22 protein-coding genes are annotated in these 21799 nt (G+C 67.4%); 13 read left to right on the top strand and 9 right to left on the bottom strand.

Translation table 11 applies throughout. From position 1 onward, the window contains the following. Nucleotides 1-15: 15 nt before the first annotated feature. Nucleotides 16-600, top strand: coding sequence for a phosphoribosylglycinamide formyltransferase (gene purN / locus M5C98_RS17365; RefSeq protein WP_272548710.1), 585 nt, complete (start codon nucleotides 16-18; stop codon nucleotides 598-600). Between the two features lie 27 nt (nucleotides 601-627). Here purN and M5C98_RS17360 read toward each other — a convergent pair whose 3' ends face one another. Both M5C98_RS17360 and xopAW read right to left on the bottom strand, forming a co-directional pair. Continuing rightward, the gene (locus tag M5C98_RS17360; RefSeq protein WP_272548709.1) at nucleotides 628-1692 is read right to left on the bottom strand and encodes a sensor domain-containing diguanylate cyclase; all 1065 of its coding nucleotides are present in this window, start codon (nucleotides 1690-1692) and stop codon (nucleotides 628-630) included. Between the two features lie 446 nt (nucleotides 1693-2138). Next, the gene (gene xopAW / locus M5C98_RS17355; protein ID WP_272548708.1) at nucleotides 2139-3251 is read right to left on the bottom strand and encodes a XopAW family type III secretion system calcium-binding effector; all 1113 of its coding nucleotides are present in this window, start codon (nucleotides 3249-3251) and stop codon (nucleotides 2139-2141) included. A gap of 256 nt (nucleotides 3252-3507) precedes the next feature. Between xopAW and M5C98_RS17350 the strand changes: the two genes are divergently transcribed. Both M5C98_RS17350 and M5C98_RS17345 read left to right on the top strand, forming a co-directional pair. Beyond that, nucleotides 3508-4233: a response regulator gene (locus M5C98_RS17350; RefSeq protein WP_272548707.1), complete on the top strand. Its 726-nt coding sequence runs from the start codon at nucleotides 3508-3510 to the stop codon at nucleotides 4231-4233. After that, the gene (locus M5C98_RS17345) at nucleotides 4233-5381 is read left to right on the top strand and encodes an ATP-binding protein (protein ID WP_272548706.1); all 1149 of its coding nucleotides are present in this window, start codon (nucleotides 4233-4235) and stop codon (nucleotides 5379-5381) included. Before M5C98_RS17350 ends, M5C98_RS17345 begins: the two co-directional genes overlap by 1 nt. A gap of 107 nt (nucleotides 5382-5488) precedes the next feature. On the opposite strand, the gene M5C98_RS17340 is transcribed toward M5C98_RS17345, so the two are convergent. Further along, a complete protein-coding gene (locus tag M5C98_RS17340) occupies nucleotides 5489-6163 on the bottom strand; it encodes a hypothetical protein (RefSeq protein ID WP_272548705.1) in 675 nt (224 codons plus the stop codon). Here M5C98_RS17340 and M5C98_RS17335 point away from each other — a divergent pair, their 5' ends adjacent. Further along, entirely contained in the window at nucleotides 6164-6328 is a 165-nt protein-coding gene (locus tag M5C98_RS17335) for a hypothetical protein (protein ID WP_272548704.1), read from the top strand. A 32-nt stretch (nucleotides 6329-6360) separates the two neighbouring features. Here M5C98_RS17335 and M5C98_RS17330 read toward each other — a convergent pair whose 3' ends face one another. Further along, the gene (locus M5C98_RS17330) at nucleotides 6361-6627 is read right to left on the bottom strand and encodes a DUF1653 domain-containing protein (RefSeq protein ID WP_272548703.1); all 267 of its coding nucleotides are present in this window, start codon (nucleotides 6625-6627) and stop codon (nucleotides 6361-6363) included. 203 nt (nucleotides 6628-6830) lie between these two features. Here M5C98_RS17330 and M5C98_RS17325 point away from each other — a divergent pair, with 203 nt between their 5' ends. Continuing rightward, complete coding sequence (locus M5C98_RS17325) at nucleotides 6831-8153, top strand: RsmB/NOP family class I SAM-dependent RNA methyltransferase (RefSeq protein ID WP_272548702.1); 1323 nt, start codon at nucleotides 6831-6833, stop codon at nucleotides 8151-8153. Between the two features lie 138 nt (nucleotides 8154-8291). Beyond that, nucleotides 8292-9506: a DesA family fatty acid desaturase gene (locus tag M5C98_RS17320; protein ID WP_272548701.1), complete on the top strand. Its 1215-nt coding sequence runs from the start codon at nucleotides 8292-8294 to the stop codon at nucleotides 9504-9506. Nucleotides 9507-9568: 62 nt separating this feature from the next. Here M5C98_RS17320 and M5C98_RS17315 read toward each other — a convergent pair whose 3' ends face one another. Continuing rightward, on the bottom strand, nucleotides 9569-9985 hold the full coding sequence (locus M5C98_RS17315; RefSeq protein ID WP_272548700.1) for a hypothetical protein: 417 nt from the start codon (nucleotides 9983-9985) through the stop codon (nucleotides 9569-9571). Nucleotides 9986-10205: 220 nt separating this feature from the next. On the opposite strand from M5C98_RS17315, the gene M5C98_RS17310 reads away from it, so the two are divergent. Then, on the top strand, nucleotides 10206-11711 hold the full coding sequence (locus tag M5C98_RS17310; RefSeq protein ID WP_272548699.1) for an aminotransferase-like domain-containing protein: 1506 nt from the start codon (nucleotides 10206-10208) through the stop codon (nucleotides 11709-11711). Between the two features lie 82 nt (nucleotides 11712-11793). Here M5C98_RS17310 and rpmG read toward each other — a convergent pair whose 3' ends face one another. The 3 genes from rpmG to trxB all read right to left on the bottom strand — a co-directional run bounded on the left by rpmG (nucleotide 11794) and on the right by trxB (nucleotide 13363). Beyond that, nucleotides 11794-11964, bottom strand: coding sequence for a 50S ribosomal protein L33 (gene rpmG / locus M5C98_RS17305; protein ID WP_008904999.1), 171 nt, complete (start codon nucleotides 11962-11964; stop codon nucleotides 11794-11796). Between the two features lie 11 nt (nucleotides 11965-11975). Beyond that, nucleotides 11976-12209: a 50S ribosomal protein L28 gene (gene rpmB, locus M5C98_RS17300; RefSeq protein ID WP_272548698.1), complete on the bottom strand. Its 234-nt coding sequence runs from the start codon at nucleotides 12207-12209 to the stop codon at nucleotides 11976-11978. A gap of 194 nt (nucleotides 12210-12403) precedes the next feature. Further along, nucleotides 12404-13363, bottom strand: a complete 960-nt coding sequence (gene trxB / locus M5C98_RS17295) for a thioredoxin-disulfide reductase (RefSeq protein WP_272548697.1) — start codon at nucleotides 13361-13363, stop codon at nucleotides 12404-12406. A gap of 221 nt (nucleotides 13364-13584) precedes the next feature. Between trxB and M5C98_RS17290 the strand changes: the two genes are divergently transcribed. Both M5C98_RS17290 and lolA read left to right on the top strand, forming a co-directional pair. Further along, entirely contained in the window at nucleotides 13585-15924 is a 2340-nt protein-coding gene (locus M5C98_RS17290) for a DNA translocase FtsK (protein ID WP_272548696.1), read from the top strand. A gap of 49 nt (nucleotides 15925-15973) precedes the next feature. Continuing rightward, nucleotides 15974-16606: an outer membrane lipoprotein chaperone LolA gene (gene lolA / locus M5C98_RS17285; RefSeq protein WP_272548695.1), complete on the top strand. Its 633-nt coding sequence runs from the start codon at nucleotides 15974-15976 to the stop codon at nucleotides 16604-16606. Nucleotides 16607-16720: 114 nt separating this feature from the next. On the opposite strand, the gene M5C98_RS17280 is transcribed toward lolA, so the two are convergent. Next, a complete protein-coding gene (locus M5C98_RS17280) occupies nucleotides 16721-17077 on the bottom strand; it encodes a DUF1304 domain-containing protein (RefSeq protein WP_272548694.1) in 357 nt (118 codons plus the stop codon). A 233-nt stretch (nucleotides 17078-17310) separates the two neighbouring features. On the opposite strand from M5C98_RS17280, the gene M5C98_RS17275 reads away from it, so the two are divergent. The 4 genes from M5C98_RS17275 to M5C98_RS17260 all read left to right on the top strand — a co-directional run bounded on the left by M5C98_RS17275 (nucleotide 17311) and on the right by M5C98_RS17260 (nucleotide 21797). Further along, nucleotides 17311-18615: a replication-associated recombination protein A gene (locus tag M5C98_RS17275; protein ID WP_272548693.1), complete on the top strand. Its 1305-nt coding sequence runs from the start codon at nucleotides 17311-17313 to the stop codon at nucleotides 18613-18615. Nucleotides 18616-18972: 357 nt separating this feature from the next. After that, nucleotides 18973-19902, top strand: coding sequence for a branched-chain amino acid ABC transporter permease (locus M5C98_RS17270; protein ID WP_272548692.1), 930 nt, complete (start codon nucleotides 18973-18975; stop codon nucleotides 19900-19902). Between the two features lie 13 nt (nucleotides 19903-19915). Then, nucleotides 19916-20995 (top strand): ABC transporter permease subunit, encoded by a 1080-nt coding sequence (locus M5C98_RS17265; RefSeq protein ID WP_272548691.1) that lies wholly within the window; start codon nucleotides 19916-19918, stop codon nucleotides 20993-20995. Nucleotides 20996-21014: 19 nt separating this feature from the next. Then, nucleotides 21015-21797 (top strand): ABC transporter ATP-binding protein, encoded by a 783-nt coding sequence (locus tag M5C98_RS17260; RefSeq protein WP_272548690.1) that lies wholly within the window; start codon nucleotides 21015-21017, stop codon nucleotides 21795-21797. Nucleotides 21798-21799: the final 2 nt, after the last annotated feature.

Below are 21799 nucleotides of genomic sequence, written 5' to 3'. Positions count from 1 at the left end.
GGATAATTTCCGGCAATGAAGAACATCGTGATTTTGATCTCCGGCGGCGGCTCCAACATGGCCGCCATCGTGAATGCCTCCCGCCAGCAGGATTGGGCCGGCCGCCATGGCGCCCGGGTGGCCGCCGTGCTGAGCAACAAGGCCGACGCCGGCGGCCTCGCCTGGGCCCGTTCGCAGGGGATCGCCACGGATTCGCTGGACCACCGCGCCTTCGCGTCGCGCGAGGCGTTCGATACCGCGCTGGCCGAGCGCATCGATGCCCATGCCCCGGCCCTGGTGGTGCTGGCGGGATTCATGCGCATCCTGACGCCCGCGTTCGTGGCGCGCTACGCCGGGCGGCTGGTCAACATCCATCCCTCGCTGCTGCCGGCCTTTCCGGGGCTGCACACGCACCAGCGCGCCATCGACGCGGGCTGCGAGGTGGCCGGCGCCACGGTGCACGAAGTGACCGCCGAACTCGATTGCGGCCCCATCCTCGCCCAGGGCGTGGTGCCGGTGCTGCCCGGCGACACGGCGCCGGTGCTGGCCGCGCGCGTGCTGGCGCAGGAACACGCCATCTACCCCCGCGCCGTGCTCAAGCTGCTGCACCGGCTGGGCTGAGCCGGCCCGCCGGGCGGCGCCTTCCGCTCAGGACCAGCCGTCGAACACGCTGACCCGGTTGCGCCCCGAAGCCTTGGCCACGTAGAGCGCCCGGTCGGCCCGCGCCAGCAGCGCGTGGGGATTGCTCACTTCCTCGAACCCCGCCGTGGCGACCCCGAAGCTGGCGGTGACCGGGCGGTGCGGCCAGGTGCTGGCATTCAATGCCGCATGCAGCTTGTCGGCCACATGGCGGGCGCCGTCGGCATTGGTCTGGGACAGCACCACGCAGAATTCCTCGCCGCCGAAGCGGGCCGCGAAATCGCCGGCCCGCACGCTGCTGCGGACCACTTGCGCTGCGTGCCGCAGGATGTCGTCCCCGGCCGGATGGCCCAGCTCGTCGTTGACGCGCTTGAAGTGGTCCAGGTCGATCATCACCAGGCTCAGCGGCTGGCCGGAGCGCTTGCCGTCGTCCCAGCCCGTGCGCAACTGGCGGTCCAGGCAGCGCCGGTTCCATAGTCCGGTGAGGCCGTCCGTCATGCTCTCCAGTTCCAGCCCGGCCATGGCCTGGCGCAGCTCCAGCTGGGTCACCACCTGGCGGGCCAGCGATTGCAGGGCGCGGCGTTCGGCGTCCGTCAGGGAGCGCGGCTCGCGGTCGATCACGCAGACGGTGCCGATGGGCATGCCGTCCGAGGTGACCAGCGGCGCACCGGCATAGAAACGGATGCCGGGGTCGCCGGTCACCAGCGGGTTGCCGGAAAAACGCGGGTCCAGGTGCGCATCGGGCACCTCGAACACGTAGTCGGGCTGCAGGATGGCGTGGGCGCAAAAGGCCAGTTCGCGCGGCGTCTCGGGCGTGTCGATGCCGGTGCGCGACTTGAACCACTGCCGTTCCGCGTCGATGAGCGAGATCAGCGCGATCGGGGCCTGGCACACCGCCGATGCCAGCATGGTGAGGTCGTCGAAGGCCTGCTCGGGGTGGGTGTCGAGCACGCGCAGCTTCTCCAGCGCGTCCAGCCGCTGCGGTTCGTTGAAGGGCAGGGGGGCGCCTTGGGACGGTGCCTGTGCCCCGGGCGTGGTGCTGGCGGGCGAGTCGGGTTTCTGGGTGGAGGACATCGATGGCTTCACGTGAGGAACGACGAGGAGGGTGTACGCAACATCCGGGCGTTCCGTTGTATCCATTTGCTACGGCAACGGTGTTTCCCAGAGGGGCAGGACCGCCGCCGGGGCGCTGTCTGGCGGCGGGCTTCAGCGCGAGGATAAGCGGGCTTCCCGGCCGTTCGGCGATGGAGTGCGGTGCATGGCAGCAAGCGCGGCACGCGGGTGCCAGCGCATCCAAAGAAGGGGCGCGCCGTTCCGCTCACCGGGAGTGGCTGGATCGAATGCTATAAAAAATATAGCTATACGCCATAGTGAATATTGCGGTGGAGCCTGTTTTGGTTGTAAGGCTGCCAGCGCAGGGGTGCCGGTCCACGCAGCTCGTCGACTGACGGGCTGGAAAGCACTGCGTGGATCGGCGAACCGGGTGCCGGCCGGGCCTGCTGGCTCGGCCGGCGATGGCTTCAGGCCAGGGCGCTCAAGGTGCTGGCGGTGCTGCTGCCGCTCCACCCGCCGGAAACCGCAGCGTATTGCCGCCGTGCCTGTTCGGCCAGCTGCGCCAGATCCAGCCGCTGGCTGCTGCGGGCGCTCGCGTTGCTGCTGTCGTTGCTGCTGCTGGCGTCGCTGGACGATGCGGTGCCGCTGCTGGCGTCGCTGGACGATGCGGTGCCGCTGCGGGTGGCCTGCGTCCATTGGCGCGTCAACTGGTCGATGAACGATGACGATTCGCGGGCGCTGAGCTGCTTGTCGCCGTCGGTGTCGATGGCGTTGAACAGCGCGGTGACCGCATCCGTCGTGCTGCCGGAGGTGCCCGAGGTGCTGGACGTGTCCGCGGTGGCCGCCGCCGCCAGTTCCGAGGCCGACACCACGCCGTCCTCGTTCGTGTCCAGCACGTCGTAGGTGGTGCTGCCGGACGATGCGCTCGCGCTGCCGGCACCCCCCGCTCCACCGGGCCCGCCCCCGCCACCCGGCCCGCCGGGGGGCGGGGGCGGCATGCCGCCCGCCTGCGGTCCGCCCGCGCCGCCCTGGCCCGAGGGCCGGCCGGCGTCGAACTCCGCCTGCGACAGGCTGCCGTCGCCGTCCGCATCCAGCTGGCCGAACAGTTCGTCGCTGCTCGTGCCGGTGGCGCTGGCCGTGCCGCCGGACATTTTTTCCAGCAGGGACTGCAGTTCCGTCTGGCTCACCTTGCCATCGCCGTCGCCGTCCACCTTGCCGAACAGGTCGTCGCCGGCCTGGCCGGTCGCGCCGCTGCCGGCGTCGCTGCGCGACTGGGCGAAGTCCATGGTGGAGCGCTGCGGCAGCACGCTCTCCAGCGTCTTGGACAGCTCGTCGCTGCTCAGGCTGCCGTTGCCGTCGCTGTCGTACTTCTGGATCAGGTCCGAAGCGCTGGTGCCGCTGTCCACACCGCTTTTCTTCGCCACCTTGTCCAGAAGGCCCTGCAGCTCGGTGCCGTCCACCCCGCCGCTGCCATCGGCATCCAATTTTCCGAACAGGCGCTCCGGCGAAGGCCCGGGGCGCGAAGCCCGCTGGACGCTCGCACTGGACCACGCGCTGCCGACACTACTGATGGTCGTCATCATCGTTCCTTTCGTTCCAAGGGTTGGCGGCTGCCGCGCCGTCGTGCGTCCCTCTGGCGGAACGCGCGCACCGGCAGCAGCCTGCAGCCCATTCTTGGAAGCGCCGGTAACGGCGGTTTGTCCCGTTTGTATCGGGTCGGGTACGAAAGGGTTCGCCAAGGCGCGAACAGCGGGCAAAAAGCCGGCCAGTTCGTGCGCAACGCCGCGTGGGCGCTGCGTACACTGGGCCGGCAACCCCGCTTTTCCGCCCGCTCCCATGCAACACATCCTGGTGGTCGATGACGACGACGACATCACCGCACTGCTCACGCAGTACCTCGCCCGCTTCGGCTACGCCACCCATGCGGCGCGCGATGCCCAGACCCTGCGCGAGCGCATGGCCGCGCAAACCATGGACCTCGTCGTGCTGGACATCATGCTGCCCGGCACCGACGGCATCACCTTGGCGCGCGAGCTGCGCGAGCGCTCGGCCGTGCCCATCATCATGCTCACGGCGCGCGCCAATCCGTACGACTGCGTGCTGGGGCTGGAGATGGGCGCCGACGACTACATGAGCAAGCCCTTCGAGCCGCGCGAGCTGGTCGCGCGCATCCAGAACGTGCTGCGGCGCGCGGCGGCGCGTCCCCTGGCCGTGCCTTCGGCGCCGGACGACGTGGTGCGCTTCGACGGCTGGGCGCTGCACGGCGTGGAGCGCCATCTCGTCTCCCCCGCCGGCGTCACCGTGCCGCTCACCAATGCCGAATACCGCCTGCTGTGCACCTTCCTGCGCATGCCGCGGCGCGTGTGCAGCCGCGACCAGCTCATGGAGCATGCGCGCGGCCGCACCATGGATTCGTTCGAGCGCAGCATCGACCTGCTGGTCTCGCGCCTGCGGCACAAGCTGTCGGACGACCCGCGCTCGCCTTCCTTCATCCGCACCGTCCGCGGCGTGGGCTATCTGTTTCACACCCAGACCGTGCAGGGGCTGGCGGGCAGGGCGTAGTGACGCAGGCCGCGGCGCCGATGGAGCCCGCGCGCGCAGGGTGGCGGCGCTGGCTGCCGGACACCCTGTTCGGCCGGCTGGCGCTGCTGCTGTTCGTGGCCGTCACGGCCAGCCATGTGCTGGCCCTCACGCTGATGTTCGAGCTGCGCCCGGCCGGCATGGGCCCGCCGCCGCCCAGGGCCGCCATGGAAGGCGATGCCGCGCGGCGCCCGCCACCGTCCGGCCCGCCCGAAGCCGGCCGGCCCCCGCGCGACCATCGGCCGGGCTTACTGCACGCGGGCCTCGCGCTCGACATCGGCGTTCGCCTTCTGGCCCTCATGCTGGCCGCGTGGTGGGGCGCGCGCTGGCTGTCCCGGCCCATCCACCGGCTGGCCCGCGCCGCGCGCGACCTGGGCGGCGATCTGCATGGCCCGCCGCTGCCCGAAGACGGCCCCGCCGAATGCCGCGAGGCCAGCCGCGTCTTCAACCAGATGCAGGCGCGCATCCGCCAGCAACTGGCCGAGCGCGACGGCTTCGTGGCCGCGGTGTCGCACGACCTGCGCACGCCCCTCACCCGGCTGCGGCTGCGCGCCGAAACGCTGGAGGACGACGGCGAGCGCGAACGTTTTTGCCGCGACATCGGGGAGATGGACGCCATGATCACCGCCACGCTCGACCACCTGCGCGGCGTGGCCCATGCCGAGCCGGTGGCGCCGCTGAACATCGGGGCGCTGCTGCAGAGCCTGGTGGACGACGCGCAGGACTGCGGCCACGCCGTCACGCTGCAGGGCAGCGCGCAGCCCTTGCCGGCGCGCGTGGGCGCGCTGCGCCGCTGCATCGGCAACCTGGTCGGCAACGCCGTGCGCTACGGCGGCGGCGCCGAGATCACGCTGAGCGACCGGGGCGACGCCGTCTCCATTGCCGTGCGCGACCGCGGGCCGGGGCTGCCCGAGCAGGAGCTGGACCGCGTCATGCAGCCCTTCTACCGCGTGGAAGGCTCGCGCAACCGGCACAGCGGCGGCGTGGGCCTGGGTCTGTCGATCGCGCACGACATCGCGCAGCGGCATGGCGGCAGCCTGCAGCTGTGCAATGCGCCGGGCGGCGGGCTGGTCGCCACCGTCACGCTGCCGCGCGGGGGTAACGGCAGCCCGGCAGCACGTTTGCTATAAAAATAGTAGCTGCTAAGGCAATCAATACGGCGGCGTTGGCACATTGGCGCATGAATCCGCCATGGCAGGGCGATCCCAGGGGATGGCCCGCGCTGGCTGCGCTCCTGCTATGCCCGTTGGAAGAAATGGCGCAGCCGCTGCGCGATTCCGCCGGATGAGGAATGCGCCGGCGCGGTGGAGGCCGCCGCAGCCGCGCTGGTCGCGGCTGGCAAGCTGGCCTGGGCCTTGGCATGGGCCTTCGCCCGCGCATGGTCCTCGGCATCGAACAGATCCTGCAGGGTGACCCTCGTCGCCTGCGCTTCCAACTCGGGCTCCTCCGCGATGGTGAACAGGGTCCGGCCTTGCAGTCGGGCCATCGCAGCTTGGACCTCGGCACTGTCGTCGCCCTCGATTTCCTCGGCGTGTGCTGAATCCGGCACGGGCTGGGCTGCGGGCGGCGGCTCCTGCCGGATTTCAGGGCGTGTTTCGGAAGGAGTTTGCGCCGCCAGGGGCGCCGGTTCCGAGCGGCGGGGCGAGGCGGCAAAGGCCGGTCCGGCGCTCGCGTTCATGTAGCGAATGGCGGAGGCCACGTCGGACGCCCGCTGGCTGGCGGCGCTGTCCAGTGGCTGGCGCGGTCGGGGTGCCGCCTGTGGCTTGGAATGGCGCCCCATCAGACCGGACAGCAGGCCGCCACCGCTGCTGCTGCTGGCTTTCGGTGCCGTACCCGCTGTTTTCCCGGGCTCTGTCGATGTGGGCGCATGCGTGCTGGGACGGGAGTGCGTCAGTAATTTGGAAAATTTCACTTGGCCGAACCTTTGTTTGTTTCAACTGGCACAGACCAGAGGATGAAACAGGATGGTGTTCCTGGCGCAGTGGAATTTGATTTGCCGCGCGAACGCGCCGTGGGCCACCCGAAGCTGACGTATCGCAGCGGATTAGCATTAATTTGCTATAAAAATAATAGCTAAGAAGGCAATTGAATCTAAGGCGTTCGGCACTTCTAAGGCTTGGTCTCGGGCGCGGTTTCCGGCGATGCTTGCACCCGCTGAAAGCGCGGCTGCGCTTTTCCGTCGATCACCACGGTTTCCTCGAACATCGCGGCGGGCCGCACCCACAGCCCCTGCTCGCCGTAGAGCGCGCGGTACAGCGTCATGGGTTCCAGCGTCTCGCTGTGGCGGGCAGTGTCGATCACCTCGTACAGAAGGCCCTTGTAGTGGCGGTAGAGGCCGGGTTGGGTGGGACGCAGGGCGGGAAGGTCGTCGGTCATGGATGCGATGGCGGGTTGTCAAACGGAAGGCGGCGGGCCAGAGCGCGCCGGAGAGTCCGGTGCACAACGGCGCGCAACGGCGCGCAACGGCGCAGTGTCGCCGCTTTCGCAGGGCCTGCGTTGGGGGGCTCGGTGCATGGACGAAGGCCGTGCTGCGCTGTGCCGCTGGCTGGAGGGGCGCCAGCCAGTGGGACAATCGGGGGATGCACCCCAAAGCCCTTCTGGACGCCTGCGCTGAACTCGTCAGGCTGACCTTGACCCTCGAACACCCCGCCGATGCGGTGGTGTCCCGTTTTTTCCGTGACCACCGCTCCCTCGGCCCGCGCGAACGCGCCACCCTCGCCGAGACCGCCTACACCGTGCTGCGCAAGAAGCTGCTGTTCGAGCAGCTCGCCCGTTCGGGCAGCGGCCCCAAGGAGCGCCGCCTGGCCATCCTGGGCTTCGCGCACAGCCAGGACGAGCAGGCCCGCCGGGCGGGTGCCGGCAATGCCTCCGGCGCGCGCGACTTCCTGCGCGGCGCGCTGAACGACCAGGAAAAGAACTGGCTCGACCAGTGCGATGCCGTGCCGGCGGACGACCTCATGGAGCGCCACCGCCACAACCTGCCCGAGTGGCTGGTGGCGCCGCTCAAGAGCCAGCTGGGCGATGGCTTCTGGCCCCTGGTGGACAGCCTGTCGCAAAGCGCGCCGCTCGATCTGCGCGTGAATGCCCTGCAGGAAAAGCGGGCCGATGTGCAAAAGGAACTGGCCAAGGCCGGCATTCCTGCCCAGCCCACCCCGTACTCCCCCTGGGGTCTGCGCGTGGATGGCAAGCCCGCGCTCGCCAAGCTCGATGCCTTCACCCGGGGCGCCATCGAAGTGCAGGACGAAGGCTCGCAATTGCTTGCGCTGCTGCTCGATGCCAAGCGCGGCGAGATGGTGGTCGATTTTTGCGCGGGCGCCGGCGGCAAGACGCTCGCCATCGGCGCGGCCATGCGCAACACCGGGCGCCTTTATGCCTTCGACGTGTCGGCCCACCGGCTCGATGCGCTCAAGCCCCGGCTGGCCCGCAGCGGCCTGTCGAACGTGCACCCCGCCGCCATCGCGCACGAGCGCGACGACCGCATCAAGCGCCTGGCCGGCAAGATCGACCGCGTGCTGGTGGACGCGCCGTGCTCCGGCCTGGGCACCCTGCGCCGCAACCCCGACCTGAAATGGCGCCAGAGCCCCCAGGCCGTGCAGGAACTGGTGGCCAAGCAGACCGCCATCCTCGCCAGCGCCGCGCGCCTGCTCAAGCCGGGTGGCCGGCTGGTGTACGCCACCTGCAGCGTGCTGCCCGAAGAGAACGAAGCCATCGCCGAGGCGTTCAGCGCGGCGCACCCGGACTTCGAACCGGCCGACGCCGGGGAGCTGCTGACCCAGCTCAAGGTCGAGCAGGCCGGCGCGCTGTGCAGCGGCACGGCATCGGGCACTGGTTATTTGCGTTTGTGGCCCCATCTGCACCAGACGGACGGTTTCTTTGCCGCCATCTGGACGCGCAGGCCTTGAGCGCTGGGCTGCCCTCCCAGTCCAAGACACCGGCGGGGTCAAGGGCATATGCGGCATCGTGGTTGCATCGCCGCTTAAAATCTGTCAGCTGCCCCGAATGGGGCGGTAACTTTCTTTAGTTAGCGAAGGTCTTCCACTATGCTGTTACCCGACTGGGCTGTTCTGAACGCCGCCATCGACTGGCTGGGCCACGGGTTGTGGAACCTGTCGTGGTGGCAGGTGGTGCTGTACACGCTGTTCACCACGCACATCACCATCGCGGCGGTGACCATCTTTTTGCACCGCGCGCAGGCGCACCGCTCGGTGGAGCTGGGGGCGGTGCCTTCGCATTTCTTTCGCTTCTGGCTGTGGCTGGGCACCGGCATGGTGACCCGAGAGTGGGTCGCCATCCACCGCAAGCACCACGCCAAGTGCGAAACCGAAGAAGACCCCCACAGTCCGCAGACCCGGGGCCTGGACACCGTGATGTGGCGCGGCGCCGAGCTGTACCGCGCCGAGGCGAACAATGCCGAGACGGTGCGCAAGTTCGGCCACGGCACGCCCGACGACTGGGTGGAGCGCAATGTGTACAGCCGGTTCGCCTGGCAGGGCGTGGGCCTCATGCTCATCATCAACCTGGTGCTGTTCGGCGGCCTGGGCGCCACGGTGTGGGCCGTGCAGATGCTGTGGATTCCCTTCTGGGCGGCCGGCGTGGTCAACGGCATCGGCCACTTCTGGGGCTACCGCAACTTCGAGGCGCAGGACGCCAGTACCAATCTCGTGCCCTGGGGCGTGGTGATCGGCGGCGAGGAGCTGCACAACAACCACCACACCTATCCGACCGCGGCCAAGTTCTCGGTCAAGCCCTATGAATTCGACATCGGCTGGATGTACATCAGCCTGATGCGCGCCGTCGGTTGGGCCACGGTCAAGAAAGTGCCGCCCAAGCTGCGCCTGGGGGCCGTCAAGCCCGTGGCCGACGAACATACGCTGGAAGCGCTGATCGCCAACCGCTACGAGGTGATGGCCGGCTATGCACGGGGCGTGCGCCAGGCCTGCCGCGAGGAACTGGCGGCGCTCAAGGCGCGCAATGCCGATGCGTCCGCGCTGCGCGCTGCGCGCCGCTGGGTGCACCGCGATACCGAGAAGGTGCCGGCCCGCATCCAGCCGCACCTGGCCCAGGCCCGCGCCGCCCACCCGGTGCTCGACAAGATGATCACCATGCGCGAAGAACTGCGCCAACTGTGGCTGAACACCTCCCAGTCGCGCGAACAGCTCACCGCGGACCTGCAGGCCTGGTGCCACCGAGCGGAGGAAAGCGGCGTCGCGGCCCTGCGCGAGTTCTCGCTGCGTCTGCGCTCGGCGCAGGTCTGAGGCGACCAGGGCTGGCCTCTCGGGCAGGCCCGTTTCGGGTGCTGTCCTTTTCCTGTTCGGGGTCAGTGCGCCGTCCCGACCCCGCCCGGTGCGCGCGCTCCGCTGCCCCCTGCGGCAGTCCATCGGGCCTTCATCCACGCCCAGGCCTGTGCCAGTCCACCGGGTTGTGGCACCGCTTCGATCAGTACGGCATGCACCGTCTGCCGGCCCGGGTTGCCCAGCTGCACCCAGGTGCTGGTTGCGCCACCGTCTTGCGAGAGCGCCTGACCGGCCGCCAGGGTTTGTCGGCGCGCATGCAGCACCTGCCCGCAGATCAGCGGGCCGAAGCCCAGAACGATGTTTCCCTCCAGCGCCTGGAGCGTGCTGGACGGAGGCAGGCAGGCCAGCACATGCTGTCCTGGGGCGATGTCCAGAACCAGGCGTAAAACAGTGGCGGTGGCAGGGGCACTGGCAGCGGTGTGGCGGGGGGCTTGCGTCATGGCGGACTCCTTCAGGTGAGGGCTCCAGCGTAAGAAAAGCCGGCCTCCGAGGGCAGGTACACACGCCCCTGGCGGCAGGTAGAACAGCCGCGATCGGCAGGGGGCTGTTATGGTTCGCCATGTTCCATCCTGTATCTGTTCCGGTACACCGTGCCGGGGCATGATGGGATTCCCGCTTGCCGCGCGCGGGTCTGGTGCGCGGGTTTTTCCGATGCCTGCCATGCCGCGTTCTGCCGATATCCGAGAGATTCCCCTGTACCGCCAATTGGCGGCCCTGTACGAGCAGGCGATCGCCGCCGGCAGCCTGCGGCCCGGCATGCGCATGCCCTCGGTGCGCGAGCTTTGCCAGCGCCACCAGGTGAGCCTGACCACCGCGCTGCAGGTGCTGCGGCACCTCGAATCCCAGGGCAGCGTGGAGGCCCGCGAACGCGTGGGCTACTTCGTGCGCGAGTCGGGGGCAATGGCACTGCCCGGTGCGCGCGAGCCCGAGTTGCTCGAGCCCCTGCCGGACGACCCGCGTGTGTTCGCCGGCATCAACGAGCGCATTTCCATGTTCCTGGAAAAGGCGCGCCGCGCCGGCCCGGTGCCGCTGGATCTGGGCAGCGCCATGCCGGCGCCCAGCCTGTTCGATGCCCGGGCGCTGAACCGGCTGGCGCAAAGCCTGCTGCGCGAGCAGCCCGACATCCTCGTCTATGGGCCGTCGGCGCCCACCACCCATGTGGAGTTCCAGCAGGCCATGGCCCGCCATGCGCTCACCTTCGGGGTGTGCCTGGCGCCCTCCGACATCGGCGCCACCCATGGCAATTCGGAGGCGGTCACCCTGGCGCTGGATGCGATTGCCGACCCCGGCGATGTGATCGCGGTGGAGTCGCCGACCTTCTTCGGCATCCTGCAGGCCATCCAGGTGCGCGGCCTGCGGGCGCTGGAGATTCCCTGCAGCCCGCACACCGGCATTTCGCTGGAGGCGCTGGAGCTGGCGGCACGCAACGAGCCGCGCCTCAAGGGCGTGGTGGTGGTGCCCCACCTGCAGATGCCCCAGGGCAGCGTGATGCCCGATGCGCACAAGGAGCGCCTGGTGGCGCTGTGCGTGGAATACGGCTTGGCGCTGATCGAAGACGACATCTACCGCGAGTTCGTCGAGTCGCCCCGCGCGCTGCGCCCGGCCAAGGCCTGGGACAAGGTGGGCGACGCCGGCCAGGTGATCTATTGCGCCTCGCTCAGCAAGAGCTTCGCCCCCGGCCTGCGCCAGGGCTGGATGAGCGCCGGGCGCTGGCAGGCCCGGGTGCAGATGCTCAAGTTCGCCCGCACCCGCAACATGCAGACCTGGTCCCAGTTGCTGGCGGCGCGCAGCGTGGATTCGCCGGCCTATGAACGCCACATGCGCCGCATGCGCATCCAGTTGCGCCTGCAGCGCGAGCAGTCTGCACGCGCCGTGGCGCGGTATTTTCCGATGGGCACGCGCCTGAGCCTGCCGCCGGGCGGGATCAGCCTGTGGCTGGAGCTGCCCGCCGACATCTCGACCACGCGCCTGTACGACCAGGCGCTGCAGTGCGGCATCCGCATCGCGCCGGGCCCGATGTTCTCCAACACCGGGCGCTACGAAAACTTCCTGCGCCTGAGCTGCGGCATGCCGTTCACACCCGAGGTGGAGGAGGCCTACCGCACGCTGGGCCAGCTCATGGCACAGCAGCGCGCGGAACCGACAGCGCTGCGTCGGGCAGCCTGAAGCTCTGCAGAGCGAGAACGGGCCGGACATAAAAAAACCGCCCGGGGTGCCGGGCGGTTTTTCAAAGGAGCCTGAGGCTGAATTACTTCAGCTTCATTTCCTTGTATTCGACGTGCTTGCGAGCTTTTGGATCAAATTTCATGATCAGCATTTTCTCGGGCATCGTCTTCTTGTTCTTGGTGGTGGTGTAGAAATGGCCGGTACCCGCAGTGGATTCCAGCTTGATCTTGTCGCGTCCGCCTTTGCTTGCCATGGTGCTTCTCCTTAAGCTTGGCCACGTGCACGCAGGTCTGCGAGCACGGAGTCAATACCGTTCTTGTCGATCAAACGCAGGCCGGCGTTGGAAATGCGCAGACGCACCCAGCGGTTTTCGGTCTCGACCCAGAAGCGGCGGTATTGCAGGTTCGGCAGGAACCGACGCTTGGTTTTGTTGTTGGCGTGGGAAACATTGTTCCCGACCATCGGGCCTTTGCCCGTGACTTCACATACGCGTGCCATGAGGACACTCCGATATTTTTAACGGCCTTAAAGCGAACACCCTGCGGACCCGCCAGCGAGAAACGCCGTGAATCGCAAGGCCTGCTGCCGGCCTCACCTCGCCAGTTCAGGGTGGCGGTAACCCGATTGCCGTGTCCAGGTTGGCGTAAAGCCGGCCCAATTTCAGCAAAGCCGCGGATTATAGCCCGCTTCGTTCAGATGACGCCATCCTGCTCGAGAAAGCGCTGCGCATCCAGCGCGGCCATGCAGCCGGTGCCCGCGCTGGTGATGGCCTGGCGGTACACGTGGTCCTGCACATCGCCTGCCGCGAAAATGCCCGGCACGCTGGTCTGCGTGGCGAAGCCCTTGAGGCCGCCCTGTGTGACGATGTAGCCGTTCTCCATGGTCAGCTGGCCGTCGAAGATGGCGGTGTTGGGCGAGTGGCCGATGGCGATGAAGCAGCCCTGCAGCGCGATGTCTTCGGTGCGGCCGTCCACCGTGCTCTTGACGCGGATGCCCGTCACGCCGCCGTCGTTGCCCAGCACCTCGTCGAGCGTGTGGAACAGTTTCAATTCGATCTTGCCGGCCGCGACCTTTTCATTGAGCTTGTCCACCAGGATCGGCTCGGCCTTGAACTTGTCGCGGCGGTGCACCAGCGTGACCTTGCGCGCGATGTTGGACAGGTACAGCGCCTCTTCCACGGCGGTGTTGCCACCTCCCACCACGCACACGTCCTGCTCGCGGTAGAAGAAGCCGTCGCAGGTCGCGCAGCCCGACACGCCCCGGCCCATGAAGGCCTCCTCGGACGGCAGGCCCAGGTACTTGGCCGAGGCGCCCGTCGCCAGGATGAGCGCATCGCAGGTGTAGGTGCCGCTGTCGCCCTTGAGCGTGAATGGCCGCTGGCTGAAATCCACCTGGTTGATGTGGTCGAACACGATCTGCGTCTTGAAGCGCTCGGCATGTTCCAGAAAGCGCTGCATCAGGTCGGGGCCCTGCACGCCGTGCACGTCCGCGGGCCAGTTGTCCACTTCGGTCGTGGTCATCAGCTGGCCGCCCTGGGCGATGCCGGTGATCAGCACGGGGCTCAGGTTGGCGCGCGCTGCGTACACGGCGGCGGTGTAGCCGGCGGGGCCGGAGCCGAGGATCAGGACTTTGGCGTGTTGCGTGTTGGACATGGAAAGTAAATGTTTGTATGCGCCCGCGGCCGGGCTGGAATGGCAGATGTGGCCGCAGCCGCGAAGTATCAACCCGCTGCTGCGGGCAAAAGGCGCCGCGTTCTCAATCGCGGCCATTGTAAGAAGCCATGAAAAGCCAGGCTTCTTTCCGGGGCGCTCGGCTCCGCCGGCGGGGCCGAAGCCGCGCAATGCGCATGGGGTAAGCTTGGCCGCGCACGTTTATGACCTATTCCCTCAATACCCTCAACGCCTCCGCGGGCAAGGCGCCGCCCCGCAGTGGTGCGGCACGTTTCGGCCATGAGATCAGCCTCGTGCTCGGTCTCGTGGCCCTGGTTTTCTGGCTGCTGGCCCTTGCCACCTATTCGGGCCAGGACGCGGCCTGGTCCACCTCCGGCGTGGGGGACGGCCGCCTGATGGCCAACTGGGCAGGCCGATTCGGTGCCTGGCTGGCCGACAGCAGCTATTTCGCGCTGGGCTTTTCCGTCTGGTGGTGCGTGGCCGCGGCGGTGAAGGCCTGGCTGTCTTCCCTGGCGCGCTGGATGCGGGGCGGCGAAGACGCCAGCGCCAACGGGCATGGCCCGATGCTGCGGCGCGCGATGTTCTGGGGCGGCCTCGTCATGCTGATGGCGGCCAGCACCGGGCTGGAATGGTCGCGCCTTTACCGGCTGGAGTCCTTGCTGCCGGGCCATGCGGGCGGAGCGATCGGCTACCTCACCGGGCCTGCCGGAGTGAAGTGGCTGGGGTTCACCGGCTCGGGCCTGGTCGGCGTGATCCTGGTGGTGCTGGGCGCGGGACTGGTGTTCCGCTTCTCCTGGGGCCACGTGGCCGAGCGGCTGGGCGGGCGCATCGATTCGCTGGTGCAGCTGGGCCTTGCCAAGCGCGAGAAGGCCAAGGACGTCGCCGTCGGCAAGCGCGCCGCACGCGAACGCGAAGAGGTGGTGCAGGAAGAGCGCCATGAAGTCGAGCAGCACCATCCTCAGCCCGTGCAGATCATCGAGCCGGTGCTGTCCGATGTGCCCCAGAGCGCCCGTGTGGTGAAGGAGCGGCAAAAGCCCCTGTTCACCGAGATGCCCGACAGCCGCCTGCCGCAGGTCGATCTGCTGGACGGCCCGCCCGCGCAGCGCCAGGAGACTGTCTCGCCCGAAACCCTGGAGATGACCAGCCGCCTCATCGAAAAGAAGCTCAAGGATTTCGGCGTGGAGGTGCGTGTGGTCGCCGCCATGCCCGGCCCGGTCATCACCCGCTACGAGATCGAGCCCGCCACCGGCGTGAAAGGCTCGCAGATCGTCGGGCTGGCCAAGGACCTGGCGCGCTCGCTTTCGCTCGTCTCCATCCGCGTGGTCGAAACGATTCCAGGCAAGAACTTCATGGCGCTGGAGCTGCCCAATGCCAAGCGGCAGTCGATCCGGCTGTCCGAGATCCTCGGCTCGCACGTCTATCACGAGGGCAAGAGCATGCTCACCATGGGCCTGGGCAAGGACATCGTGGGCAACCCGGTGGTGGCCGACCTCGCCAAGATGCCGCACGTGCTGGTCGCCGGCACCACCGGCTCGGGCAAGTCGGTGGGGATCAACGCCATGATCCTGTCGCTGCTCTACAAGGCCGAGGCGCGCGACGTGCGCCTGTTGATGATCGACCCCAAGATGCTGGAAATGTCGGTGTACGAAGGCATTCCGCACCTGCTGGCGCCCGTGGTCACCGACATGAAGCAGGCCGCGCACGGCCTGAACTGGTGCGTGGCCGAGATGGAGCGCCGCTACAAGCTGATGAGCAAGCTGGGCGTGCGCAACCTGGCCGGCTACAACGTGAAGATCGACGAGGCCAAGGCGCGCGAGGAGTTCATCTACAACCCGTTCAGCCTCACGCCCGAAGAGCCCGAGCCGCTGCAGCGCCTGCCGCACATCGTGGTGGTGATCGACGAGCTGGCCGACCTGATGATGGTGGTCGGCAAGAAGATCGAGGAGCTGATCGCCCGCCTGGCGCAAAAGGCGCGCGCGGCGGGCATCCACCTGATCCTGGCCACGCAGCGCCCCAGCGTGGACGTGATCACCGGGCTGATCAAGGCCAACATTCCCACGCGCATCGCCTTCCAGGTGAGCAGCAAGATCGACAGCCGCACCATCCTGGACCAGATGGGCGCCGAGGCCCTGCTGGGCATGGGCGACATGCTCTACATGGCCAGCGGCACTGGCCTTCCGGTGCGTGTGCACGGCGCCTTCGTGTCCGATGAGGAAGTGCACCGCGTGGTGAGCTACCTCAAGAGCCAGGGCGATCCCGACTACATCGACGGCGTGCTCGAAGGCGGCACGGTCGAGGGTGACGATGGCCCCCTGGGCGACGCGGACGGCGGGGGCGAGAAGGACCCCATGTACGACCAGGCCGTCGAAGTGGTGCTCAAGGACCGCAAGGCCAGTATTTCGTACGTGCAGCGCAAGCTGCGCATCGGCTACAACCGCTCCGCCCGCCTGCTCGAAGACATGGAAAAGGCCGGTCTGGTGAGCGGTCTGACCACCAGCGGCCAGCGCGAAGTGCTGGTGCCCGCGCGCGGCGGCGGCGAATGAACCAGCCGCCCTGGAAAAGCCGACGCCCGGCCTCAGATACCGAGAATCCATGAAAAAAATCATCTTCACCGCCCTGATCGCGGCCGCCGCCCAGTGCGCCAGCGCCGACGGCCTCAAAAGCCTCGAATCCTTCATGAAGGGTGCGGCGGCCGGCCGCGCCGATTTCACGCAGACCGTCACCGCTCCCCCGAAGGATGGCGAGGCGGCGCGCACCAAGACGTCGAGCGGCACTTTCGAATTCCAGCGCCCCGGGCGCTTTCGCTTCACCTACCAAAAGCCGTTCGAGCAGACCATCGTGGCTGACGGCAAGACGCTGTGGCTCTATGACGCCGACCTGAACCAGGTCACCCAGCGGGCCCAGGCCCAGGCGCTGGGCACCACGCCGGCGGCGCTGCTGGCCTCCGCGCCCGACCTGCAGGCACTGCGCGCCGATTTCACGCTGGAATCCGCGCCCGAGCAGGACGGCTTGCAGTGGGTGCTGGCCACGCCGAAGGCCAAGGACGGGCAGCTCAAGAGCGTGCGCGTGGGCTTCCAGGGCGAGCGGCTTGCGGCGCTCGACATTCTGGACAGCTTCGGCCAGCGCTCGGCCATCCGGTTCACCAATGTGCAGTCGAGCGCCTCGCTGCCGGCCTCCACCTTCGACTTCAAGCCCCCGGCGGGCGCGGACGTGGTCAAGCAGTAACGGGCATTTGAATTGGATTGCTATAGTATTTATAGCAATATGCCCTAGTGTTTATTGCGGTGGCGGCCATTTTGTTTGATGGTCGCCATGGGTGGCCCCAAGGCGGGGGCGTTTTCAGGCCAGCAACACCAGCGCCAAACCCACGGCGGCCGGAATGGCCTGGATGAACAGGATCTTGCGGGCCGCCGTGGCAGCGCCGAACACGCCGGCCACCAGCACGCACAGCAGGAAGAACACCTTCACGCCCAGGCCGGCCCCGCCCAGCGACAGGCCCCAGAACAGCCCGGCCGCGAGGAAACCGTTGTACAGCCCCTGGTTGGCCGCCAGCACCTTGGTGGCCGCGGCCCGCTCGGCCGTCTGCCCGAAGGCGCGCAGCCCTGCGGGCTTGTCCCACAGGAACATCTCCAGCACCAGGATATACACGTGGAGCAGGGCGATCAGGGCGACGACGGCGTTGGCGGCGATGGACATGGGGGTCTCCTCCTCGGGGTTTTTGAATCGAAACGGGTGCCGCGGCATTGTGCGGGAAATTCCCGCACTCCCCCGGGGGCGAAGCATGCAACGCGGGCGGCGGAGAATAATCCGCTTTCACCGATCACGCGCCACCCGATCCGCGCTCCCGGTGGCGCATCCTTGCGACCGCTGTCCATCGGCCCATCCCGAGCCCTTCACTTCCTGGACCTCCTTCGTTGACATCCAAACCCATGGCCGATCTCTTTTCCACCGCCCCCACCGCACCGCTCGCGGAGGCCCTGCGCCCGGCCAGCCTGGACGAGGTCATCGGCCAGTCGCACCTGATCGGTGCAGGCCGGCCGCTGCGGCTGGCGTTCGAGTCGGGCAAGCCGCATTCGATGATCCTCTGGGGACCGCCCGGCGTGGGCAAGACCACGCTGGCGCGGCTCACGGCCAGCGCCTTCGGATATGAGTTCATCGCCCTGTCGGCGGTGTTCTCTGGCGTGAAGGAGATCCGCGCCTCGATGGAGCAGGCCGAGCACAACCTGGCGCTGGGCAAGAAGACCATCCTGTTCGTGGACGAGATCCACCGCTTCAACAAGAGCCAGCAGGACGGCCTGCTGCCGTTCGTGGAGTCGGGCCTGGTGACCTTCGTGGGCGCGACCACCGAGAACCCGTCGTTCGAAGTCAATTCGGCACTGCTCTCGCGTGCCCAGGTGTATGTGCTCCAGGTGCTGACCGACGACGAACTGAAGCAGCTCGTGCGCCGCGCACAGGACAAGGTGCTCACCCATCTGCAATTGGACGACGCGGCGGTGGACACGCTCGTGGGCTATGCCGATGGCGATGCGCGGCGCCTGCTCAACCTGGTCGAGCAGACCGACACGGCAGCGCGTGCCGCCGGGGTGCAGCAGGTGGATGCCGCCTTTCTGGAGAGTGCGCTCACCCTCAATGCGCGCCGCTTCGACAAGGGCGGCGACAACTTCTACGACCAGATCTCGGCGCTGCACAAATCCGTGCGCGGATCGCACCCCGACGCGGCGCTGTATTGGCTCAGCCGCATGCTCGATGGTGGGGCGGATGCCAAATACCTCGCGCGCCGCATCGTCCGCATGGCCTGGGAAGACATCGGCCTGGCCGATCCGCGCGCCATGCAGATCGCCAACGACGCGGCCCTCACGTACGAGCGCCTGGGCTCGCCCGAAGGCGAACTGGCGCTCGCCCAGGCCGTGATCTACCTGGCCGTGGCGCCCAAGAGCAACGCCGGCTACATGGCCTACAACCAGGCCAAGGCGTTCATCAAGAAGGACAAGTCGCGCGAGGTGCCCAACCACCTGCGCAATGCGCCCACCAAGCTGATGAAGGAACTGGGCCACGGCAAGGCCTACCGCTACGCCCACGACGAGCCCGGCGGCTACGCGGCGGGCGAGACGTACCTGCCCGACGACATGCCCGAGCCCGGCTGGTATCAGCCCGTGCCCCGCGGGCTGGAGGCCAAGATCGCTGACAAGCTGGCCCAGTTGCGCCAGCTGGACCAGGACGCGGCCAAGGATTGAGGGGGATGGGGAGGGGGGAGGGCGCTGCCAGGCGGCATGAACCACTGCCGCGCCGGTCGGGCGCCCCCTGGCGGCCGGGTTTACGGCCAGTGGACCGCATAAGCCATTTGCGTCAATCCGATGGCTGCATCACGCTGCCTAATGGCGGCGTCGCCCCGCTGATGGCGCGCGATTCCAAGGGAAAACCCCGCCAAACGTGCTAAAGACGCACGGTTTCGACTGGCTACAATCCCGTCCACCAAACCCGCACAGCTTTGCTCCTGGCGGGTTTTTTGCTAGGTGGCATTGGGGGCTCACAAGGCACTGCCGATCTTGGCTTGCGAAGTGCGCGCGTTACAAACACGAAGGACTTTTTTTATGGACATCTTGCTGCAGCAGATCATCAACGGTCTGGTACTCGGCAGCATGTACGCCTTGATAGCCTTGGGCTACACGATGGTGTACGGCATTATTCAGCTGATTAATTTTGCCCATGGGGAAGTGCTGATGATCGGCGCTCTCACCAGTTGGAGTTGCATTGGCCTGATGCAAGAGGCCATGCCTGGCGCACCGGGCTGGGTCATCCTTCTTTTGGCCACCATCATTGCCTGCGTCGTGGCCGCGGCGCTGAACTTCGTCATCGAAAAGGTCGCCTACAAGCCCCTGCGCAGCAGTCCGCGCCTGGCGCCCCTGATCACCGCCATCGGCATGTCGATCCTGCTGCAGACGCTGGCCATGATCATCTGGAAGCCCAACTACAAGCCGTATCCCACGTTGCTGCCCACGACGCCATTCCAGGTCGGCGGCGCGGTGATCACCTCCACCCAGGTGCTGATCCTGAGTGTGACGGCGGTCGCACTGGCCTCGCTGGTGTATCTGGTGAACTACACGAAACTCGGCCGCGCGATGCGCGCCACGGCGGAAAACCCCCGCGTGGCGTCCCTGATGGGCGTCAAGCCCGACATGGTGATCTCGGCGACCTTCATCATCGGCGCCATCCTGGCGGCCATCGCCGGCATCATGTATGCCTCCAACTACGGCACCGCGCAGCACACCATGGGCTTCCTGCCGGGTCTGAAGGCCTTCACGGCTGCGGTGTTCGGCGGCATCGGCAACCTGGCCGGCGCCGTGGTGGGCGGCATCCTGCTGGGCCTGATCGAGGCCATCGGCTCGGGCTACATCGGCACGCTCACGGGCGGCCTGCTGGGCAGCCATTACACCGACATCTTTGCATTCATCGTGCTCATCATCATCCTCACGCTGCGCCCCTCGGGCCTGCTGGGCGAGCGTGTGGCCGATCGCGCCTGAGGAACCCATTGTCATGAAGCAAAACAAAACCGCACAGTGGATCGCCGGCGGCATCGCGCTGCTGCTGCTCCCTTTCTTGCTGCAGTACTTCGGCAACGCCTGGGTGCGCATCGCCGATCTGGCACTGCTCTACGTGCTGCTGGCCCTGGGCCTGAACATCGTGGTGGGCTATGCCGGCCTGCTGGACCTGGGTTACGTGGCGTTCTACGCCGTGGGCGCCTATCTGTTCGCGCTGATGGCGTCGCCCCACCTGTCGGAGACCTTCGCGTCGTTCGCGGCCATGTTCCCCAACGGACTGCACACGTCGCTGTGGCTGGTCATACCGCTGGCGGCGCTGGTCGCCGCGATCTTCGGGGCGGTACTCGGGGCTCCCACGCTCAAGCTGCGCGGGGATTACCTGGCCATCGTGACGCTGGGCTTCGGCGAGATCATCCGCATCTTCCTGAACAACCTGGACCACCCCGTCAACCTGACCAACGGCCCCAAGGGCATCGGGCAGATCGATTCGGTGAAGGTCTTCGGGCTCGACCTGGGCAAGCGGCTGGAAGTGTTCGGTTTCGACATCTCGTCGGTCACGCTGTATTACTACCTGTTCCTGGTGCTGGTGGTGCTGAGCGTCATCATCTGCTATCGCCTGCAGGACTCGCGCATCGGCCGCGCCTGGATGGCCATCCGTGAAGACGAGATCGCCGCCAAGGCCATGGGCATCAACACCCGCAACATGAAGCTGCTGGCCTTCGGGATGGGCGCTTCGTTCGGCGGTGTGTCCGGCGCCATGTTCGGTGCCTTCCAGGGCTTCGTGTCGCCCGAATCGTTCAGCCTGATGGAGTCGGTCATGATCGTCGCCATGGTGGTGCTGGGCGGCATCGGCCACATCCCTGGCGTGATCCTGGGTGCCGTGCTGCTGTCGGCCCTGCCGGAAGTGCTGCGCTACGTGGCCGGCCCGCTGCAGGCCATGACCGACGGCCGCCTCGATTCCGCCATCCTTCGCCAGCTGCTGATCGCGCTGGCCATGATCATCATCATGCTGCTGCGTCCCCGCGGCCTGTGGCCCGCGCCCGACCACGGCAAGAGCCTGACGCAAAAGACCTGAACAGCACTGAAAGTTAGAAATGGCAGAGAAATCCAACGATGTGGTGCTGAAGGTCGCCGGCATTTCCAAGCGCTTCGGCGGCTTGCAGGCCCTGTCCGACGTCGGCATCACGATTGAACGGGGTCAGGTCTATGGCCTGATCGGTCCCAACGGCGCCGGCAAGACCACGTTCTTCAACGTGATCACGGGCCTGTACACACCCGACAGCGGCAGCTTCGAGCTGGCAGGCAAGCCCTACCAGCCCACGGCCGTGCACGAAGTGGCCAAGGCGGGCATCGCCCGCACGTTCCAGAACATCCGCCTCTTCGCCGAAATGACGGCGCTGGAGAACGTGATGGTGGGGCGGCACATCCGCACCAAGTCGGGGCTGCTGGGTGCCGTGCTGCGCACCAAGGGCTTCAAGGAAGAAGAGGCGGCGATTGCCCGCCGCGCGCAGGAACTGCTCGACTATGTGGGCATCGGCAAGTTCGCCGACTACAAGGCGCGCACCCTGAGCTACGGTGACCAGCGCCGCCTGGAGATCGCCCGCGCCCTGGCCACCGACCCGCAGTTGATCGCGCTCGACGAACCGGCTGCCGGCATGAACGCGACCGAGAAGGTGCAGCTGCGCGAACTGATCGACCGCATCCGCAACGACAACCGCACCATCTTGCTCATCGAACACGATGTGAAGCTGGTGATGGGCCTGTGCGACCGCGTCACGGTGCTCGACTACGGCAAGCAGATCGCCGAAGGCACGCCTGCCACCGTGCAGAAGAACGAAAAAGTGATTGAGGCCTACCTGGGCACCGGAGGACATTGAGA

This window comes from Acidovorax sp. NCPPB 3576, assembly GCF_028473605.1.
Lineage (GTDB): Bacteria > Pseudomonadota > Gammaproteobacteria > Burkholderiales > Burkholderiaceae_C > Paracidovorax.
Note: the sequence above shows the minus strand (reverse complement) of the source record. Positions and strands in the feature narration are given on the sequence as shown.

Coding starts and splice junctions, on each gene's coding strand:
- purN (WP_272548710.1), top strand. CDS start 16: ATGAAGAACATCGTGATTTTGATCTCCGGCGGCGGCTCCAACATGGCC.
- M5C98_RS17360 (WP_272548709.1), bottom strand. CDS start 1,692: ATGTCCTCCACCCAGAAACCCGACTCGCCCGCCAGCACCACGCCCGGG.
- xopAW (WP_272548708.1), bottom strand. CDS start 3,251: ATGACGACCATCAGTAGTGTCGGCAGCGCGTGGTCCAGTGCGAGCGTC.
- M5C98_RS17350 (WP_272548707.1), top strand. CDS start 3,508: ATGCAACACATCCTGGTGGTCGATGACGACGACGACATCACCGCACTG.
- M5C98_RS17330 (WP_272548703.1), bottom strand. CDS start 6,627: ATGACCGACGACCTTCCCGCCCTGCGTCCCACCCAACCCGGCCTCTAC.
- M5C98_RS17325 (WP_272548702.1), top strand. CDS start 6,831: ATGCACCCCAAAGCCCTTCTGGACGCCTGCGCTGAACTCGTCAGGCTG.
- M5C98_RS17320 (WP_272548701.1), top strand. CDS start 8,292: ATGCTGTTACCCGACTGGGCTGTTCTGAACGCCGCCATCGACTGGCTG.
- M5C98_RS17315 (WP_272548700.1), bottom strand. CDS start 9,985: ATGACGCAAGCCCCCCGCCACACCGCTGCCAGTGCCCCTGCCACCGCC.
- M5C98_RS17310 (WP_272548699.1), top strand. CDS start 10,206: ATGCCGCGTTCTGCCGATATCCGAGAGATTCCCCTGTACCGCCAATTG.
- rpmG (WP_008904999.1), bottom strand. CDS start 11,964: ATGGCAAGCAAAGGCGGACGCGACAAGATCAAGCTGGAATCCACTGCG.
- rpmB (WP_272548698.1), bottom strand. CDS start 12,209: ATGGCACGCGTATGTGAAGTCACGGGCAAAGGCCCGATGGTCGGGAAC.
- trxB (WP_272548697.1), bottom strand. CDS start 13,363: ATGTCCAACACGCAACACGCCAAAGTCCTGATCCTCGGCTCCGGCCCC.
- M5C98_RS17290 (WP_272548696.1), top strand. CDS start 13,585: ATGACCTATTCCCTCAATACCCTCAACGCCTCCGCGGGCAAGGCGCCG.
- lolA (WP_272548695.1), top strand. CDS start 15,974: ATGAAAAAAATCATCTTCACCGCCCTGATCGCGGCCGCCGCCCAGTGC.
- M5C98_RS17280 (WP_272548694.1), bottom strand. CDS start 17,077: ATGTCCATCGCCGCCAACGCCGTCGTCGCCCTGATCGCCCTGCTCCAC.
- M5C98_RS17275 (WP_272548693.1), top strand. CDS start 17,311: ATGGCCGATCTCTTTTCCACCGCCCCCACCGCACCGCTCGCGGAGGCC.
- M5C98_RS17270 (WP_272548692.1), top strand. CDS start 18,973: ATGGACATCTTGCTGCAGCAGATCATCAACGGTCTGGTACTCGGCAGC.
- M5C98_RS17265 (WP_272548691.1), top strand. CDS start 19,916: ATGAAGCAAAACAAAACCGCACAGTGGATCGCCGGCGGCATCGCGCTG.
- M5C98_RS17260 (WP_272548690.1), top strand. CDS start 21,015: ATGGCAGAGAAATCCAACGATGTGGTGCTGAAGGTCGCCGGCATTTCC.